Source organism: Alcaligenes faecalis (assembly GCF_009497775.1).
Lineage (GTDB): Bacteria > Pseudomonadota > Gammaproteobacteria > Burkholderiales > Burkholderiaceae_B > Alcaligenes > Alcaligenes faecalis_D.
The window spans coordinates 3,401,303-3,418,566 of sequence record NZ_CP031012.1 but is presented as its reverse complement, the minus strand read 5'-3'; the positions used below and the strand labels follow the sequence as shown (position 1 = coordinate 3,418,566).

Annotated in this window: 18 protein-coding genes and 1 tRNA gene; 12 read left to right on the top strand and 7 right to left on the bottom strand. The window is 54.8% G+C overall.

Annotated features, from left to right (window positions below; translation table 11 throughout):
* Nucleotides 1-31: 31 nt before the first annotated feature.
* Together DUD43_RS15770 and DUD43_RS15765 are read right to left on the bottom strand one after the other, a co-directional pair.
* Nucleotides 32-1,129 (bottom strand): anhydro-N-acetylmuramic acid kinase, encoded by a 1,098-nt coding sequence (locus DUD43_RS15770; RefSeq protein WP_153231024.1) that lies wholly within the window; start codon nt 1,127-1,129, stop codon nt 32-34.
* Nucleotides 1,130-1,134: 5 nt separating this feature from the next.
* Entirely contained in the window at nt 1,135-2,502 is a 1,368-nt protein-coding gene (locus DUD43_RS15765; protein ID WP_153231023.1) for a M23 family metallopeptidase, read from the bottom strand.
* Between the two features lie 242 nt (nt 2,503-2,744).
* Between DUD43_RS15765 and tyrS the strand changes: the two genes are divergently transcribed.
* From tyrS to DUD43_RS15735, 6 genes are all read left to right on the top strand, one after another.
* On the top strand, nt 2,745-3,971 hold the full coding sequence (gene tyrS, locus DUD43_RS15760; RefSeq protein WP_153231022.1) for a tyrosine--tRNA ligase: 1,227 nt from the start codon (nt 2,745-2,747) through the stop codon (nt 3,969-3,971).
* A gap of 19 nt (nt 3,972-3,990) precedes the next feature.
* Nucleotides 3,991-4,626 (top strand): YbhB/YbcL family Raf kinase inhibitor-like protein, encoded by a 636-nt coding sequence (locus tag DUD43_RS15755; RefSeq protein ID WP_153231021.1) that lies wholly within the window; start codon nt 3,991-3,993, stop codon nt 4,624-4,626.
* Nucleotides 4,627-4,809: 183 nt separating this feature from the next.
* Entirely contained in the window at nt 4,810-6,060 is a 1,251-nt protein-coding gene (gene glyA, locus DUD43_RS15750; protein WP_153231020.1) for a serine hydroxymethyltransferase, read from the top strand.
* A 36-nt stretch (nt 6,061-6,096) separates the two neighbouring features.
* Nucleotides 6,097-6,558 carry a transcriptional regulator NrdR gene (nrdR, locus tag DUD43_RS15745; protein WP_094197704.1) on the top strand — a complete coding sequence of 154 codons (462 nt, stop codon included), beginning with the start codon at nt 6,097-6,099 and terminating at the stop codon, nt 6,556-6,558.
* A 4-nt stretch (nt 6,559-6,562) separates the two neighbouring features.
* On the top strand, nt 6,563-7,711 hold the full coding sequence (ribD, locus tag DUD43_RS15740) for a bifunctional diaminohydroxyphosphoribosylaminopyrimidine deaminase/5-amino-6-(5-phosphoribosylamino)uracil reductase RibD (protein ID WP_153231019.1): 1,149 nt from the start codon (nt 6,563-6,565) through the stop codon (nt 7,709-7,711).
* Between the two features lie 242 nt (nt 7,712-7,953).
* Nucleotides 7,954-8,044, top strand: a tRNA-Ser gene (locus DUD43_RS15735).
* Between the two features lie 135 nt (nt 8,045-8,179).
* Here the strand turns inward: DUD43_RS15735 and DUD43_RS15730 are convergent.
* Nucleotides 8,180-9,172, bottom strand: coding sequence for a GlxA family transcriptional regulator (locus tag DUD43_RS15730; RefSeq protein WP_153231018.1), 993 nt, complete (start codon nt 9,170-9,172; stop codon nt 8,180-8,182).
* A 166-nt stretch (nt 9,173-9,338) separates the two neighbouring features.
* On the opposite strand from DUD43_RS15730, the gene DUD43_RS15725 reads away from it, so the two are divergent.
* The 6 genes from DUD43_RS15725 (at nt 9,339) to DUD43_RS15700 (ending at nt 14,392) form a co-directional block, all read left to right on the top strand.
* On the top strand, nt 9,339-9,893 hold the full coding sequence (locus tag DUD43_RS15725) for a GNAT family N-acetyltransferase (RefSeq protein ID WP_153231017.1): 555 nt from the start codon (nt 9,339-9,341) through the stop codon (nt 9,891-9,893).
* 24 nt (nt 9,894-9,917) lie between these two features.
* The gene (locus DUD43_RS15720) at nt 9,918-10,640 is read left to right on the top strand and encodes a TenA family transcriptional regulator (protein WP_153231016.1); all 723 of its coding nucleotides are present in this window, start codon (nt 9,918-9,920) and stop codon (nt 10,638-10,640) included.
* Nucleotides 10,641-10,679: 39 nt separating this feature from the next.
* Complete coding sequence (locus DUD43_RS15715; protein WP_153231015.1) at nt 10,680-11,894, top strand: MFS transporter; 1,215 nt, start codon at nt 10,680-10,682, stop codon at nt 11,892-11,894.
* Complete coding sequence (locus tag DUD43_RS15710) at nt 11,833-13,131, top strand: aminotransferase class V-fold PLP-dependent enzyme (RefSeq protein WP_228125820.1); 1,299 nt, start codon at nt 11,833-11,835, stop codon at nt 13,129-13,131. The genes DUD43_RS15715 and DUD43_RS15710 overlap by 62 nt, the downstream gene beginning before the upstream one ends.
* A 9-nt stretch (nt 13,132-13,140) precedes the next feature.
* On the top strand, nt 13,141-13,338 hold the full coding sequence (locus tag DUD43_RS15705; RefSeq protein ID WP_153231014.1) for a hypothetical protein: 198 nt from the start codon (nt 13,141-13,143) through the stop codon (nt 13,336-13,338).
* Nucleotides 13,339-14,047: 709 nt separating this feature from the next.
* Entirely contained in the window at nt 14,048-14,392 is a 345-nt protein-coding gene (locus tag DUD43_RS15700; protein ID WP_153231013.1) for a hypothetical protein, read from the top strand.
* 32 nt (nt 14,393-14,424) lie between these two features.
* Here DUD43_RS15700 and DUD43_RS15695 read toward each other — a convergent pair whose 3' ends face one another.
* The 4 genes from DUD43_RS15695 to arsC form a co-directional block, all read right to left on the bottom strand.
* Nucleotides 14,425-14,856, bottom strand: coding sequence for a hypothetical protein (locus DUD43_RS15695; protein WP_153231012.1), 432 nt, complete (start codon nt 14,854-14,856; stop codon nt 14,425-14,427).
* 43 nt (nt 14,857-14,899) lie between these two features.
* Complete coding sequence (locus tag DUD43_RS15690) at nt 14,900-15,808, bottom strand: helix-turn-helix domain-containing protein (protein WP_153231011.1); 909 nt, start codon at nt 15,806-15,808, stop codon at nt 14,900-14,902.
* Nucleotides 15,809-16,124: 316 nt separating this feature from the next.
* Nucleotides 16,125-16,841, bottom strand: coding sequence for an arsenical resistance protein ArsH (arsH, locus tag DUD43_RS15685; RefSeq protein ID WP_153231010.1), 717 nt, complete (start codon nt 16,839-16,841; stop codon nt 16,125-16,127).
* Nucleotides 16,828-17,259 (bottom strand): arsenate reductase (glutaredoxin), encoded by a 432-nt coding sequence (gene arsC / locus DUD43_RS15680; RefSeq protein WP_153231009.1) that lies wholly within the window; start codon nt 17,257-17,259, stop codon nt 16,828-16,830. Before arsC ends, arsH begins: the two co-directional genes overlap by 14 nt.
* Nucleotides 17,260-17,264 lie beyond the last annotated feature (5 nt).

Genomic DNA, 17,264 nt, shown 5'->3' with positions numbered 1-17,264 from the left:
GTGTTTTGTTTATGAGTTGTTAAGACAGCTATCAAGCCGGATAACAAGCACCCAGAACCGTAGCGCGTCGTGCGCCTGTCACAGCAGGCAGCCCAGCAGGAATGCGTTCGATATGCGCGTAGGCTAGCCAGGCAAAGGCCAGAGCTTCGATGGATTGTGGATCCATGCCCAGCTCGGCGCTGGAGCGGATAGGCATCGGCGCCAAGTCGCCCAAGCGTTTCAGCATGGCGAGATTGGCAGCGCCACCGCCACACACAATCAACTCCTGAATCTGATCTGCGTAAGGCCGGATAGCCTGTGCAACGCTGTGTACGGTCAGATCCATTAGAGTCGATTGCACAGCAGCAGGCTGAAGCTCGCCTTTCGGATCAACACGATCCAGATGCTCCTGTAACCACCCTAAATTGAACAGATCACGGCCCGTGGATTTAGGCGCGGGCAGAGCAAACCAGGGTTCGCTTAACAGGCTGGCAAGCAGGTCGGGGTCAGAGGCGGCACTATTGGCCCACTGCCCATCTTTATCGTAGGACTGGCCTTGATGTTTGCTCACCCAGGCATCCAGCAGCATATTCGCCGGGCCGGTATCGAAGCCGAATACATCACGTCTAGGCAGCAGCAGGGAGATATTCGCAATCCCGCCCAAGTTCAGAATAACGCGTCCGTGCTCGTGACGGAAAAGTGCCTCATGAACAATGGGCACCAAAGGCGCGCCTTGGCCACCCGCTGCGATATCCCGGCTGCGGAAATCCGCAATCACATCCACCCCGCAGCGCTCGGCCAGCAGGGCAGGGGCATTCAGTTGCAGGGTATAGCCTTGGTCAGGCGCATGGCGGATAGTCTGGCCGTGTACGCCAATCGCCCGGATCAGATTTTTTTCCAAGCCTTGAGTCCAGGGCAGGCAGGCCTGGGCGTAGAGTTCGGTCAGCTGCAGGGCGGCGATACTGGCGCGGGCCAGTTCATCGTGCCCCGGATGCTGCAAAGCCAGCAGCTCGTCTCGCAGAGCAGCTGGCATGGGCAGGCTGTGGGTTTGGTGTATCTGTGCCCCCTGTGGGCCGAAGGATGCCAGCACGGCATCCACGCCGTCCATGCTGGTACCAGACATCAGTCCGATAAACAGGGGGGCTTGCATAGGCCTTAGCGGCTGGCCAGCTCTACAGGCTCGTCGCCTGTATGCAGCAGGGCAAAGCTGTTCTGGTAGGAAGCCAGTGTTTGCTGGAACTGCTTGCGTTGCGGAGCATCCAGCACACGTGCCACGGGCAGGTCTACGGACAGCGGATCAATCGCTTTTTGTGCAATACGGAATTCGTAGTGCAGGTGCGGGCCTGTTGCCCAGCCGGTCGAGCCGACATAACCAATCAGTTGACCTTGCTCGACGCGATCACCCTTGCGCAGACCTTCTGCAAAGCGGCTCTGGTGAGCGTACAGCGTGGTGAATTCGCCATGGTGCTTGAGGATGATGGTGTTGCCGTAACCGTTCTGGCGGCCTACGAATTCAACGACGCCGTCTGCGGTGGCATGGATGGGGGTGCCTGCCGGGGCGGCATAGTCCACGCCCTTGTGGTCACGCCAGCCGCCATGCACCGGATGGCGGCGACCGCCAAAGGTGGAGCTGATACGGGTGAACTTCAGGGCGGTGCGCAGGAACGCGCCTTTCAGGCTTTGGCCGCTGAAGTCGTAGTAACCGCCGGAGCCATTGCCAGGCTGGAACCAGGCGGCTTCATGGGTTTTGCCCTGATTGATGAACTCTACGGCCAGCAAGCGGCCCGAACCCACGTCCTGGCCTTCATGGCCGTAGGACTCGTAGACCACGCGGAAGCTGTCGCCTTTGCGCAGGTCTTTCAGGAAGTCGATCTTGCTGCCCATCACATCCGCCATTTGCAGGGTGATGTTGTCGGGGATGCCGGCCTGATCACTGGCGCCAAACAGCGAGCTGTTGATGGTGGCTTGAGCCACACGCACTCGGGTCTGGGTCAGGTCGGTTTGTTCCTGGGCGATAAAGCCATCCTTGCCGTCCGGGCGGACTTCCAGCCAACTGGCCAGACCTTGGCCGGATTGGTCGGAGTAGGGCGTGTGACGGTAGCGCAGCCATTGCAAATTGCCATTGGCATCCAATGCGGCTTGTACGGTGCGGCCAGGGTAAAGCTTGTAGATGGAGCGCGCTTTCTTGTCATGCGTCAGAAATTGCAGCAGGCCCTCTTCACTGACTTCCATGCGCTGGAGCAGGGCGGACAAGGTGTCGCCACGGCGGATGCGGGTTTCAGTAATGTAGGCTTGCTGATCCTGGGCCTGCAGTACGGTCAGGTCCGAAGGCAGGGTCAAGGCGGTGCGGGCTTGGTAAATCTGGGGTTCCGGGCTGCTGGGCATGACCACGGCAAGTGCACCGGCGGCTACAAAGGAGCCAAGGGCAAGCGTGATCAGACCGGCGCGGATAAAAAGGGCTCGGGCGGACCGAGGCTGGTGGATGTCGAGGTGGGAGGAGGAGCGTTTCCCTTTGCTGAACATAAAACCAGAACCTTGTTGGACGTACGGTTCACCGTCCACCCGGCTGGCAGGCGGAGGTCAGTTGTACTGGGCGGACAGAACATTCCAGCCCTGGCAATCTGACCTGCGCGGGAATGATAAAATAATTTGGTTTACGAAACCTTGCTCAATTCTTAAGCACGTCTCGCAATAGCAGGCTATCCTAGCGCATTAGGCTTAATTTTTCGAGCATTTTTACTCATTAGTTTGTCACCAGATTTGTTATGTCATCCCCCTCAGAGCCCCTTTCTCCAGAAGTCCTGGCTGATTTAGCCATCGTCAAACGCGGCTGCGACGAATTGCTCGTCGAATCCGAGTTTGCCCGCAAACTGGCGCGCAGCCATGCAACAGGACAGCCGCTGCGGATCAAGCTGGGTCTGGACCCTACGGCTCCCGACATTCACCTGGGGCACACAGTGGTGCTCAACAAGATGCGCCAGCTGCAGGATCTGGGGCATACCGTCATCTTTTTGATTGGCGACTTCACCTCGACCATTGGTGATCCCAGCGGCCGCAACACGACTCGTCCGCCCTTGACGCCCGAGCAGGTCATTGCCAACGCCAAGACCTACTACGATCAGGCTGCGCTGGTTCTGGACCCGGCCCGTACCGAAGTTCGCTACAACTCGGAATGGTGCGACAAGCTCGGTTCGCGCGGCATGATTCAGCTGGCTTCGCGTTACACCGTGGCCCGCATGATGGAGCGTGATGATTTCACCAAACGCTTTAAAGGCAATCAGCCTATTTCGATTCACGAATTTCTGTACCCCTTGCTGCAAGGCTACGATTCGGTTCAATTGAAAGCGGACGTGGAATTGGGCGGTACCGACCAGAAATTCAATTTGCTGGTGGGTCGTGAATTGCAAAAAGAATATGGTCAGGAACAGCAATGCATTTTGACCATGCCATTGCTGGTGGGTTTGGACGGCGTAGAAAAAATGTCCAAATCCAAAGGCAATTACATTGGTATCAGTGAAACGCCGGACTCCATGTTCGGCAAGTTGATGTCCATCTCCGATACCTTGATGTGGCGTTACTTCGAGCTGCTGTCTTTCCGTAGCCTGGAAGACATCGCCGGTCTGCAAAAGCAGATTGAGGAAGGTCGTAACCCACGTGAAGTGAAAGTGGAGTTGGCACAGGAAATCGTCACACGTTTCCATAACGCCCAGGCCGCCGCGCAGGCACTGGAAACGTTCGATGCCCGTTTCCGTCGTGGCGAAATGCCCGAGGACATGCCCGAGGTCACCGTGGCGGGCGAACTGGCCTTGCTGCGCGTCTTGCGCGAAGCAGGTCTGGTTGCTTCGGGCAGCGAAGCCCAGCGCAACGTGGAGCAGGGCGGAGTGCGCATCAACGGCGAACGTGTGGACGATAAAGGTTTGCAACTGGAGCCGGGCAGCTATGTGCTGCAAGTGGGCAAGCGCAAGTTTGCGCGCGTCACTTTGACCGGCTGATTGATTGTGGAGGTCTGCAATGAAACTGCGTAGTGATTCTTTTCAAGATCAGAGCGTGATTCCCGAGCGTCTGGCATTTTGCCGTTACGACGCGCAATCGAGAGTCGCCTTGGCCGGTAACGCCAATCCGCATCTGGAATGGTCCGATGTTCCCGAGCAGACCCAATCCTTTGTGGTTATTTGCCACGACCCCGATGTCCCCAGTAAACCGGACGATGTGAACCAGGATGGGCGCGAGGTACCGGCGGATTTGCCACGGGTGGATTTCTTCCATTGGGTCTTGATTAACGTCTCGCCCGAGCTGCGTAGCCTGGCAGAGGGCTCTTATTCCAAGGGCATCACGCCACGCGGTAAAGCCGGTCCACTGGCTCTGGACGATACGCGCCAGGGCGTGAACGACTATACCAACTGGTTTGCCAGCGACCGCGACATGAACGGTGATTACTTCGGCTACGACGGCCCGTGCCCTCCGTGGAACGATGCCTTGCCGCACCGCTATGTCTTTACGGTCTATGCCCTGGATATTGCCGAGCTGCCTTTGGAAGGTCGCTTCAATGGCCAGGACGTGTTGCGCGCCATGGAAGGTCATATTCTGGGTCGTGCATCCCTGACCGGCATGTACACCCTGAATCCCCGTTTGATCCAGCAATCCTGATTCCCCAGGGCGGACTGTTTGAGTTTTTTTCATATTCTCTTGAGTCCGCCTGCCGCCGCCTTACTTATTTCCACATTTTTTGGGGTTTCTGCCACCGGAGACGTTTGTCTCGGTGGTTTGATGCGCTTCCGCGCTAAAATGTTGCTTTCTTAGTTTGCTACCACTTTATCCTTAGGAACCCTCATGTTTGACCGTTCTGCGACTCTTGACAAAGTTGACCCCGATCTTTGGGCTGCGATTCAAAGCGAAGATGTGCGCCAGGAGCAGCACATCGAGCTGATCGCCTCGGAAAACTACACCAGCCCCGCCGTGATGCAGGCCCAGGGCACACAACTGACCAACAAATACGCGGAAGGTTATCCTGGCAAGCGCTACTACGGCGGTTGCGAGTTCGTGGACGTGGTCGAGCAATTGGCTATTGACCGCCTGAAAGAGCTGTTCGGCGCTGAAGCCGCCAACGTGCAGCCCAACTCCGGTTCGCAAGCCAACCAGGGCGTGTACATGGCTGTGCTCAAACCCGGTGACACCGTTCTGGGCATGAGCCTGGCTGAAGGCGGTCACTTGACTCACGGTTCCCCCGTGAACGCATCGGGCAAGCTGTACAACTTCGTGTCCTACGGTCTGGACGAGAACGAAGAGCTGGACTACGACGAGCTGGAGCGCCTGGCCAAAGAGCACAAGCCCAAGCTGATCGTGGGTGGTGCTTCGGCTTACGCCCTGCGCATCGACTTTGAACGCATGGCTCGTATCGCTCATGAAAACGGCGCCCTGTTCATGGTGGACATTGCCCACTACGCCGGTCTGGTTGCTGGTGGTGCCTACCCCAACCCCGTACCTCACGCTGACTTTGTGACGTCCACGACTCACAAGTCCCTGCGCGGTCCTCGTGGTGGCGTCATCATGATGAAGGCCGAACACGAAAAAGCCATCAACTCGGCTATTTTCCCCGGCATTCAAGGCGGCCCACTGATCCACGTGATCGCTGGTAAGGCTGTTGCATTCAAAGAAGCCCTGGCTCCTGAATTCAAGACCTACGCTGCTCAAGTTGTGAAAAACGCTGACGTGCTGGCTCGCACCCTGGTCGAGCGCGGTCTGCGCATCGTGTCCGGTCGCACCGAAAGCCACGTCATGCTGGTGGATCTGCGTCCCAAGGGCATCACCGGTAAAGTGGCCGAAGAAGCACTGGGCAAGGCTCACATCACGGTCAACAAGAACGCCATTCCTAACGACCCTGAAAAGCCATTTGTCACCAGCGGCGTGCGTTTGGGTACTCCTGCCATGACCACTCGCGGCTTTAAAGAAGCCGAAGCGGAATTGACGGCGCACCTGATTGCTGATGTACTGGACAATCCTCACGACGAAGCCGTTTTGGCGGACGTTCGTCGCCGTGTACACGAGCTGACTGCCAAGTTGCCCGTTTACTCCTCCAAGTAATCCAGCCGGAGCGGGCTGCAAGGCCCGCGATCTTGAATGAAGTGTCCGTTCTGCCACCATGCCGATACCCAGGTGATCGACTCTCGAATCACCGAAGAAGGCGACGCCATACGGCGACGTCGTAAATGCTCGGCCTGTGAACGGCGCTTCACGACCTACGAGCGTGCTGAACTGAGCCTGCCCGTTGTGGCCAAGCGCAATGGCACCCGTATGGATTTTGACCCCGCACGTTTGCGGGCGAGCATGGGCGTTGCACTACGCAAGCGTTCCATTCCCATGGCTCAGGTCGATGCCGCTGTGCAGCGCATCGAAGAAAAACTTCAACTGACTGGCGAGCGCGAAGTCTCCTCCGAGACCATAGGCGAGCTGGTGATGGCCGAGCTCAAGCAGCTGGACCAGGTAGCGTATGTGCGCTTTGCCTCGGTCTACAAGAGCTTTAAAGACATCCGCGAGTTCGTACAGGCGATCGACGAAATGAACGATCCCGACCGCGGCTAAGGCGATGGTCGAGCAAGAAGACGTCATCTGGATGCGGCAAGCCCTGGAGCTGGCCGAGAAATCCCTTTATATCAGTGCCCCCAATCCACGAGTTGCCTGCCTGATTGTGCGCGATGGCCAATTGCTGGCTTCGGGTTCGACGCAGCAAGCGGGTGGTCCTCACGCAGAAGTAATGGCCTTGCGCCAAGCCAAGGAGCGCGGCGTCAACGTGGCCGGTGCTACCTTCTACGTCACCCTGGAACCTTGCAGTCACCATGGCCGCACGCCTCCTTGTGCCGATGCGCTGGTCAAAGCAGGCGCCGGGCGAGTCGTCTTTTCCATGTACGACCCGAATCCTCTGGTGGCTGGCAACGGTGTTTCACGCCTGCGTCAGGCGGGTATCACCGTAGATGGCCCCTTGTGCGTGGAGCAGGCGTTGGCGATCAATGCGGGTTTCTTTGCCCGCATGACACGTGGGCGCCCTTGGTTGTGGATGAAAATGGCGGCCTCGCTGGATGGCCGCAGTGCCTTGCCGGATGGCCGCTCGCAATGGATTACCGGACCGCAGGCCCGTGACGATGGCCACCACTGGCGCGCTCGCAGCTGCGTTGTGCTGACTGGCATCGGAACCGTGCACGCGGATAACCCGCTAATGAACGTGCGGGCGGTTTCCACACCTCGCCCCCCGATCAAGGCAGTGCTGGACACGCATTTACGCATGGACCCGAAAGCCGCCTTGCTGGATGGCACGCCATGCTGGGTATTCAGCCACCGCCGTGATCCCGAGCGCGAGGCCGAACTGGCAGATCGTAATGCGCAGGTCATTCCCATGCCCTTACACGAAGGCCAGGTGGATGTGCGCGCCGTTCTGGACTGGATGACCGATCAACAGATCAATGAAGTCCACGCAGAAGCCGGTGCCCGTCTTTCTGGCGCTTTGATCGATGCTGGTGTCGTTGACCAATTGCTGATGTACCTGGCCCCCAAGATTCTGGGGCAGGGACGAGGCGTGGCCGATATTACCGAGCTGGCCGGGCTGGACGATGTAGAGCCCTTTGAGTTTACCGATGTTCGCTTGCTAGGTGCTGATCTGCGCGTCCTGGCACGCCAACGCGATCATTGGGAAGCCTTGCTGCGAGCGGTAGGTGGGGCTTATCCGCCGGACTCGGAATAAATCGTTTTTCAGCATTAGGGCTTGGACTGGAATGAAGGCAAGAGACCTGCGAAAGCATGGCAATGGTCTTTATGCAAACAGTCCAAGAGACCGTATTCAATATAAATTGATGTTGCTGCTTCGTTGCCACCAACAATTAGCCACGGAAAAAATTTGAGCACTTGCGTTACAAGGACAAGTGCTGCTATTATTATGGACTTGGCATTAGCAGCTTCAAATTGCTTGGCCAAGAAGAACAATTAGGACAGGTGGCCGAGTGGTTGAAGGCGCACGCCTGGAAAGCGTGTATACGTTTATAGCGTATCGGGGGTTCGAATCCCCCTCTGTCCGCCAGAATCCGAAAGCCCCCGCACAGCAATGTGCGGGGGCTTTTTTGTTGGGCCTGTTTTACAAAGTCGGTGAAATTAATAATTCATGTGCAGGCCGACTACGCACAGTGACAGCAAAAAGATCACTGACTGGAACAGATCAAGAGCAGCTCAGGCCTTGGGAGTCCTGCTTTTGTTTCTCCCGCCATTTGGAAGGAGAAAGTGTTTCGTGTTGCCGCCAGGCGGCACGAAATGATTGCAGGCTGGCAAAACCGCAGTGCTCGGCAATGCGTTCAATAGACCAGTCGGTATCCATAAATAATTGGCGTGATCTGTCCAGTCGCATGATTTGTTGGTACTGCTTCAGACTGATCCCGCACTCTTTCATGAACAGACGGCTCAGATGCCTGTAGCTGACTGAAAACTGTGCTGATAAGGATTCCTTGAGCGGGGTCTGGACCGTCGTCTGCTGTGCCAACCAGTCTTGCACGGCATGAATCAAGGGATGTTGGTGATTGCGATAACTCAGATGGACGCTTAACTGCGGGTCTGCTTCCAGACGCCGAAATTGAATCAGATTTTCGCGCGCGATGCGTGCGCTGATGGCGCTGCCGAAATACTGAGTGATCAAGTGCAATGCCAGATCGATGCCCGCAGAAACGCCAGCTGAAGTGTAGATCGGGCCATCCTGCACAAGGATGCGTTTGTTGATAACCCGCGCTTGTGGCGCAAGTTGTTGCAGCATTTTGAGGTGATTGTGATGCGTCGTGCAGAGGCGGCCATCCAGTAGTCCTGCTTGTGCCAGTTGTACAGCACCCGTGCAAACGCTAGCGATCAAGACTCCCGGCGGCAGTTTCCCTCCGATCTCACTGAGCCATCGCGTCACTTTTTGCTGGGCTGAGGTAGCGGGGAGTTCGGCCTGGATTTTGCTTCCGACTACGACAATGACATCTCCTTCGATCAGACGTTTCGGGAGGGGCGCGATCGCGTTCAGACAAAGCCCTTGGTAGCTTTGTATGTGGGGTTCCGGTCCCACACACTGGATTTTTATGTCGGCTATATCCAGCTCTGTTAGAGAGGCAAAGATCTGCATGGGCCCTCCCAGATCCAGGATGTGCATCTGGGGAAGGATTACAAAGAAAATCCGCTTCATGGCTTATTCGGATGAATCATTGATTTGATTGACTCATGTTATCGCCTTTTATTCTTTTTCTTTAATGGTGTTTTTTTTTCTATTTATGTCCTGAAACAGTCTGGAGCTTGGCTAGTCGAAAAACTACGATAAGCAAGAACTTTTTACATGGAAAGGATTTGTCCTTGTGGCGGAAGAATCAAGAGTCATTGAGCTGCATTGGAATCCTGCTTTTATGGGATCAACCGGCTCCGGGGTGCTAGAGCTGATCAATAAGACTGTCGCTGATAACGGCACGCTGGGGTTTGCCTCCGAGCTTTCGGGAGAGCAGGCGCACATGTTCCTGGACGCTCTGAATCGCAGGGTTGCAGACGGTGATACGCAAGCCTTGTATGCGACCTATGCAGGTCAGCCCGCTTTCTTTGTGATGATGAATTTGAGTGGCATGCCCAATTGCCGACATAGTGCCGAGTTAGCCAAGGCAGTCGTGGCTCCGGGGCTTCGTGGACAGGGTTTGCCAAAACAGGCGCTGCGAGCCTTGATCTGCCGAGCTCGGGAGTTGGGCATCGAGCAGTTTGTTTTAGATGTGCGCGAGGGGTCTCGGGCACATCGTTTATGGACTCGATATGGTTTTCAGACCTGGGGGATTCTACCGGACTATGCCCGTGTGGCCGGACAGGTTTTTGCGGGTCACTACATGTCGCAATCCATAGAAGTGCTGGCCCAACGCATGGGAATTTAGGAATTCTTAAAAAGGATCTTGTAAATGTTGAGTAAGTCAGAATTTAAAAATGAGCTTGAAAGTACATTGCATGGCCATCTTACTTTGGCTCATCCTATCTTTATTGAATTGCTCAATACGCAGCAGCCTAATAAGGAATTGTTGAAGCAAGTGGCTTTGCAAGGTTATCAATTGACCAAGCATTTTCTGCATTATGTGGAGCACCTTTTCTTCTATTGCCCGGTCCCAAAATTCAAGCGGGCTTTGCTGGTTAATGTGTATGAAGAAGAGACGGGCCGCCTCTCCCAGACAGACAATCACGTCGTTTTGATGCAGAACTTTATTCGCGCCCTGGGAATTAGTGATGAAGAGCGCGACGCCGCAACTCCGTTACCCGCCACGCAAGAGCTGATTGATTATCGACTGAAAGCTGTCGAAGATCCGCAGCGCTACCATGTGGGCGCTGCGGCCGTCATGATCGCCAGCGAAGGCCAGAATCTGGAGACAAAGGCCGGTGAGGCTCGTCACACCCTCTTGGGCGACGTCTACGGCTTGCAGGAAAAGGACCTTTTGTTCTTTTCCGTGCACCAGGAAGAGGATGTTGGCCATGTCATGCAAGGGCTGAGTTTGGTGACCGAGCTCTGTAATACTGAAAAATTGCAGAAAGAAGCCTTGGAGGCCGTGGACCATACCTGCACATTGTTCTGGAATATGTATGACAACTTGCATCGAGAGTATTGCCAGCCCAGCACCATTCGTCTGAGTTAATTGGGTGCGCCACTAAAAATCTGGGGTAGATGCTGCTTCATGCAAAACAAGAATGTGATCCGCTCTCTGGTCGGGCTGGGGTTTCTGGCGATGTTCCTCTCCAGCGCGTTCAAAGGGGTTTTCCAGGTCTATTTCAATGACCTGGCTCTCTCTTTTGAACGCGGCCGATCAGACTTTGGTTTTGTTGGCGGGGTATTCCTTTTGGTATCCGGGCTGGCATCGCCGATGGTCGGCGCCTTGTCTGATCGCTTTGGGCCTATCTGGACCGTATTGATCGGCAGTGTGCTTGGAGGAGCTGCCTTCCTTTTGCTTGGCCTCATGCCTCATCAATATTGGCTTTTTGTCATCCTGTATGGACTGCTGGCCGCGTTTTCTCTTGCGGCGATGACGTTTGTACCCATGGGGATCTTGGTTGATCGATTGTTCGACCAGAGACATAAAAGTTTTGCTTACGCCTTGATCACCAATGGCACGGCCATTGGATTCATTGTTCTTTCCCCATTCTGGTTGTGGTTGCAAGCCCATTTCGACTGGCAGCAGGTGTTTTCCGTGGTCGGTCTGCTGTTTCTGGGGCCTTTGGCGGTGCTGTTCTGGTTAGGTGCGCGTGTGCCCTTGCCTGCGAAAGAACCTGTTGAAAATGCTCCCGAGAAACGCGTTGGTACCTGGCCCGTCGTGTTGCGTGACCCTGGCTTTTATGTCCTCGCCTTTGGTTTCTTCGGATGTGGAGCGTCGATGGCCTTCATTGACGTTCATCTGGTGCCTTTATGGCGGGACGCCGGGGTCAGCCGATCAAGCATGGGGATGAGTCTGAGCTTGTTTGGCGTGTTGGAAATGATCAGTGGTTTGGCCGCTGGCTGGTTGGCAGTGCGATTTGCCCAGCACCGACTACTAGCGGCTTTCTACGTACTACGTTGTCTGGCCATGACTTTGCTATTGGCTCCCTCCGGAATATTGACGACCTATGTATTTGCCGCCGTATTTGGGGCCAGCTATCTCGGAACCGTCATATTGACGTCCGCGATCTGTCTGGATCGCTATGGAGGCGCCGTCAAGGGGCAGGTATTTGGCATGCTTTTCCTGGTTCACCAGATAGGCGCTTTTGGATCTGCGCAACTAGGTGCTTACGGCTATGACCGTCTGGGCAGTTATCAGGCGACGGTCATGGTTCTGGCATTGCTGACAGCAATCGCTGGTGTTTCTTCACTCTTTCTATCGTCTGTTGTGTTTCGACGGACTCAATCTGAATTCAGCTGAGATATCTATCATGTTCAATGACCAACGTGCGACACAAATGCTCAGGATTGGACAGGATGCCGATTTCTCTGACAGCTTTTGTGAACCGCTTGCGCTGACGTCTGCGTATTCTTTCAGCTCCGCGAGTGAGGCGGCTGCTCGTTTTTGCGGGACAGAACCGGGCAATGTCTATAGCCGCTTTACCAATCCGACAGTAAACACGTTCGAGCAGCGGGTTGCCTTCCTGGAGGAGGCCGAAGCGGCGGTGGCGTTTGCATCCGGTATGGCAGCACTGTCAGCGGTGGTGATGGCGTTTGCAGCGAGTGGTCGCAATATCGTCTGCGCACGTGATGTGTTTGGCACGACCCTGATCATGCTGCGCCAGCATTTTGCCCGTTATGGGATTGAGGTTCGTGTCGTCGGCATGCTGGATTACGATGCCTGGGAAAAGGCGATCGACAGTGATACATGCCTGGTGATTGTGGAAACTCCAGCGAATCCGATGCAGCATGTCGCCGATATTGCCCGGCTGTCGCGCATGGCTCATGCCCATGGTGCATTGCTCCTGGTAGACAGCACCATGCTGACCCCTGTTTTGCAGCGGCCATTACGACAAGGCGCAGATTTGGTAGTGCATTCTGCCGGTAAATATATGGATGGCCACGGGCGGTGCATTGCTGGAGTGGTGTGTGGAGCCGATGCATTGATGCAGCCGCTGCGGGCGGTGTTGCGTTCGCAGGGAGCCTGCTTGAGTCCGATGAATGCATGGCTGCTGCTCAAGAGCCTGGAGACGCTTGAGTTGCGTATGCAGCGCATCAGTGCCAACACACTGTCGATGGCGCGTTGGCTGGAGAAGCATCCGCATGTAGGTGCGGTGTTTTACTCGGGCCTGGAGTCGCACCCCTGCCATGAAATAGCCTGCGCACAGCAGGCCGGTTTTGGTGGGGTGGTCAGCTTTGAAGTGGGCATGAGCCAAAAAGAGGCTTGGGCTGTTATGGACGCTTTGCAGCTGATTTCCATTGCGACCAATATTGGCGACACACGCAGCATGGTCACGCACCCAGCTTCGACGACACATGGGCGCTGGTCGCCGGAGGATCGCATGAGCTGCGGTATTGGGGATAATCTGCTGCGCTTGTCAGTGGGCTTGGAGTCGCTTGCTGATTTGCAGCAGGATATTGATGTGGCACTCAAGACTGCTCTTGGCCAGAAGAGTCAGAGTCTGCAGGGCTGCTCCTTGCTTGAGACGCTGGAATGAGGGGGGTAGATGTTTTTGACGCTGTTATTTTCAGCCGTACTGACTTTCCATGTGCTGGTGCTGTCAGGTGGTGGACGGCGCCGAAAGCAATGGTTCTGGTATGTTTTTATTGGCTTGATCGCTTTGTTGCTCAGCTTGCAGATTGATTTCACCATCCTGAGCGACCGCCGGATTGACGGGCTCGCCTTTGGTGGCTTGTGCGGTTGATGGCTTTCAGCGCATGCTTGAAAGGTGGGTGTTCCTTCTTCTATCTCGTCATTCCATATGCCCTTTTCAGGGCCTTCTCTCTCAAGACGAAATCCATTAACTGCTTAGGCCATGCAGGCCTCCAAAACGATCCAATACCATCTTGGTGCAGCCGACACGTGTGTTGGTGTTTTTGCTGGCTGCGTGATTTGGATGGGAGACTTTGAATAGATATTTAATAAATAAAGGATTGGTTTTTAACAATTAGGGCGAGGAACTGATTGTGCTGGCCTGTGTGTCTATTTTTGATTGGATAAAATCAAAATAGGATTTTTTAGATTCTTGATATTGGCCAAAATAGTAGATACCGAGGGGGAGTTATGAGATTGAAGAGTGCAGCATTGCTGCTTGTCGCTTCTGCGGGAATGGCAGTAGGCGGGGCGGCTCAGGCCGGTTCTGTCACAATTTCGTCCGACAATCCTAGGGGGGAAGTGCATTTCAACTTGTCATGCACATTTCCAGACGGAGAGGAAAGCGAGGTAGCCCAATATATTATTCGGGGCGAAAGATCCGAGTCATACGAAGAGGATGGCTGCAAGAATTTCAATGCCAGATTCTTCAAGATTTCTCATAATGGCGAGGTGACTTATCGTTTAAAGGCTGGGCATTCCTATACTTTTCAGTGGATGGGAACCTATTGGGACCTATTTGAGGATTGAAGGGGGGCGCCATGAGATTATTGATTCGACAATTGGGAGGCAGTACCCTGCTGTCTTTGGTCCTGGTGGTCCCTTTGCTGCAGGGCTGTACGACTGTTCAGGATGGGCGCGTCGTAGCTGCGCAGCAGGACGCTTCGTTTAAAACCTGGCTGGATGGCTTGTTGGTTCAGATCAAGGCAAATCCTAAATATGATCGTTTGCCTATTAACAGTAAAGCGCAGGAAGAGCAGTTTCTGGTCTGGCTGCATGATGCGTTTCGAGGCGAAATCAGCAAACATGACTTGATGCGCCATATCAACAGCACTTATCCGGGTCATGAGTACGAGACGTCTTATATTGTCTCTCGTCTGCCTTAAGTGAAAATGGGTTCCAATCAGGAACCCATTTTTCATTCTTTTGACCGAGTAAGAACGCCTGCATCCTCATAGATATCTAACGGCCTATCCAGGGCAGCCGTATTCTCCGGGTCTATCACTTGTAAGGTGTTGGCTGATCGGATACCGAAGCTCCATGTATCGCCTGTCCGTCCTGGCACCAATTGCAAGATGGGGTGCTTACCCTGTCGGTCTATTGACCAGGTACCGTGTATGGGTGTGCCAACAGCGTCACCGCTGAGGGTATAGCTTCCTTGCGGCTTCAATATCAGTTTGATGTCGTCGCCTACAAATGTTCCGGCTGGCAAATCCGATGTTGGGGCTTGATTGGGTTCCTGGCTGTGATGTGGCGCATGTTGCGTATCCAGATTGGTGGCTTCGCCAGGGGCTGGAGATACGCCAAGGAAAAGTGCAAGTAATAAAGGGGTCAAGCGGTAGGGAGTCATACGTTGGAATCCGAGGTCAATGGGGTTGGCCCAGCCTTGTGTGTCAGGGTTTTGTAGGAAAAGTAGGCAGGGTGCAGTGTGCCTGGAGGGTCTGACGTTCAGAATGACGGATCTGCGACGGGTTTTGCCCCCAGGCTTTCTTCATGGACGCGCTCATATGGCTGTTGCTGGAAAAGCCCGTGAGCTGTGATATTTCGTATAGCGAAGTGCTGGATGTCTGAATCATTTTTTTTGCCAGCTGCAAGCGGGTAGTGATGACGAATTCATGGGGCGTTTGGCCCAGGGATTGTCGGAAGGCTCGGGCAAAATGACTGGGAGACAGCTCAGCGATGCTCGCGAGTGTTTCGATGGTGATCTTCCTGGACAAATGAGTATGGATGTACTCGATGACTCGGCTGCGCACCATGGGGCTCAGACCGCCGGTGATGGGCAGATCATGAGCAGGTTGCTTGTTCAGACTGGTGTAGGTGCGCAGGACATGTATGCCGAAAAGCGTCAGTAGGGATTCGAGGCACTCTTCATAGCCAAAAGAGGCGCATACCAGTTCATTGCGCATTTCCGCAGCAATGGCCAGCGCTTTTTCATCCACAACCCCCAATCTGGGAAGATGAAACTCTCCGGGATCTTCCCCCCATTCGCGACCGCTCAACTGCAACAGCCGCTTTTCTGTCATGGCAATCAGCATGGTGTGCTTGGTGTGCCGCCAGGTTGAAAAAAGCTCAGAGTCCTGAGGCACGATTTCGATGCTGCCTGTCGGTGCGAAGCCGGTCAGGCGGCGGTCGCTATTGATGGCCAAGGTGCGCTCGGGTTGAGCGCAGAGCATGATCAGGAAAAAATAGGCCTTGGTCTTGAGGTGAATGGAGGCCGGATCTACCTGAGCGTCGGCTATGGCGGCACCCGCAGATTCAAATCTGTATCCCCAATGTTCTGGTATGGATTCCAGAATGCTCAATTTCTCTGCTCCTCTGGCTTTGGGCCTGTTGCGATGTAGCTATGCCCAGGTATGTGCAGCGTTTGTCCATCTACGTTTTACAAATAAACAAACAGGTAGAGGCGAGGGTTTATTAAATCTGAATGCTGATGAAGATTGCAGGCCAACACCCTGAATTTTTTTAAAAAAAGGTCAGTTTGAATAAAAAAAAGCAAAGTTTTGCTAGGGTGTGGGAGCCATGCATGGGCAAAGCAACTGCCAACCTGGAAGTGCTTGTATAGCTGCTGTGTATGTTGAAAAGTATGGCAGCTTTGCATTGCTTGCCCTAAGGAGCCTGCTAGATGCTGCGCTGATTCACCCGTTTTGAGAGTTCCTGCGCCGTCTCCTTGCGTTCGCTGTATCGATCCACCAAATACTCCGCGCAGTCACGCGTCAGCAAGGTGAACTTCACCAGCTCTTCCATCACGTCCACCACCCGCTCGTAGTAGGACGAGGGTTTCATGCGACCTTCTTCGTCAAACTCCAGAAAGGCTTTGGCAACGGAAGACTGGTTAGGGATGGTGATCAAGCGCATCCAGCGGCCCAGCACCCGCATCTGGTTCAAGGCGTTAAAGGATTGCGAGCCGCCAGACACTTGCATGACAGCCAGTGTTTTGCCTTGCGTCGGGCGTACTGCACCGATGCTTAACGGTATCCAGTCGATTTGTGCTTTCAGGACACTGCTCATGGCACCGTGACGTTCGGGTGATGTCCAGACCATGCCTTCAGCCCACTGCACTAACTGGCGCAACTCTTGCACTTTGGGATGGTCGTCTGTTGCTCCATCGGGCAAGGGCAGCCCATGGGGATCGAAGACCCTGGTTTCTGCACCCATTGCTTCCAGCAATCGCGCTGCTTCCTGTGTCAAAAAACGGCTGTAGGAGCGCTCTCGCAAGGAGCCGTACAACAGCAGGATGCGGGGTGGGTGTGAAGCACGTTTCTGAGGCAGCAGCTCTGTCAGATCTGGGGTTCTAAAAGCGTCTTCGTCCAGATTGGGTAGGTCAGACTTGCTCAATTCTTTGTCCTTTTGCATCAATGACAGCCTCGCCGTCTTCTTTCCAGAATGCACCTTGTTGTGGCTGGGGAAGTATCTCCAGTACCTGTTCAGAGGGGCGGCATAAGCGTGTGCCCAGTGGGGTAACAACGATGGGGCGGTTGATCAGAATCGGGTGCTCCAGCATGAAATCAATCAGTTGCTCGTCACACCATTTCGGGTCGCCTAATTGCAGCGCGTCGTAGGGTGTCCCTTTTTGTCGCAGGACTTCCCGTACGCTCAGACCGCAGTCTGCAATCAAGCGAAGCAGGGTGGCTCGGTCTGGCGGCGTTTGCAGGTATTCGATGATGGTGGGCTCTTGACCGCTATTGCGGATCAGGCCCAGCGTATTGCGGGACGTGCCGCAGGCCGGGTTGTGATAGATGGTGATGGCTGCCATGGCGT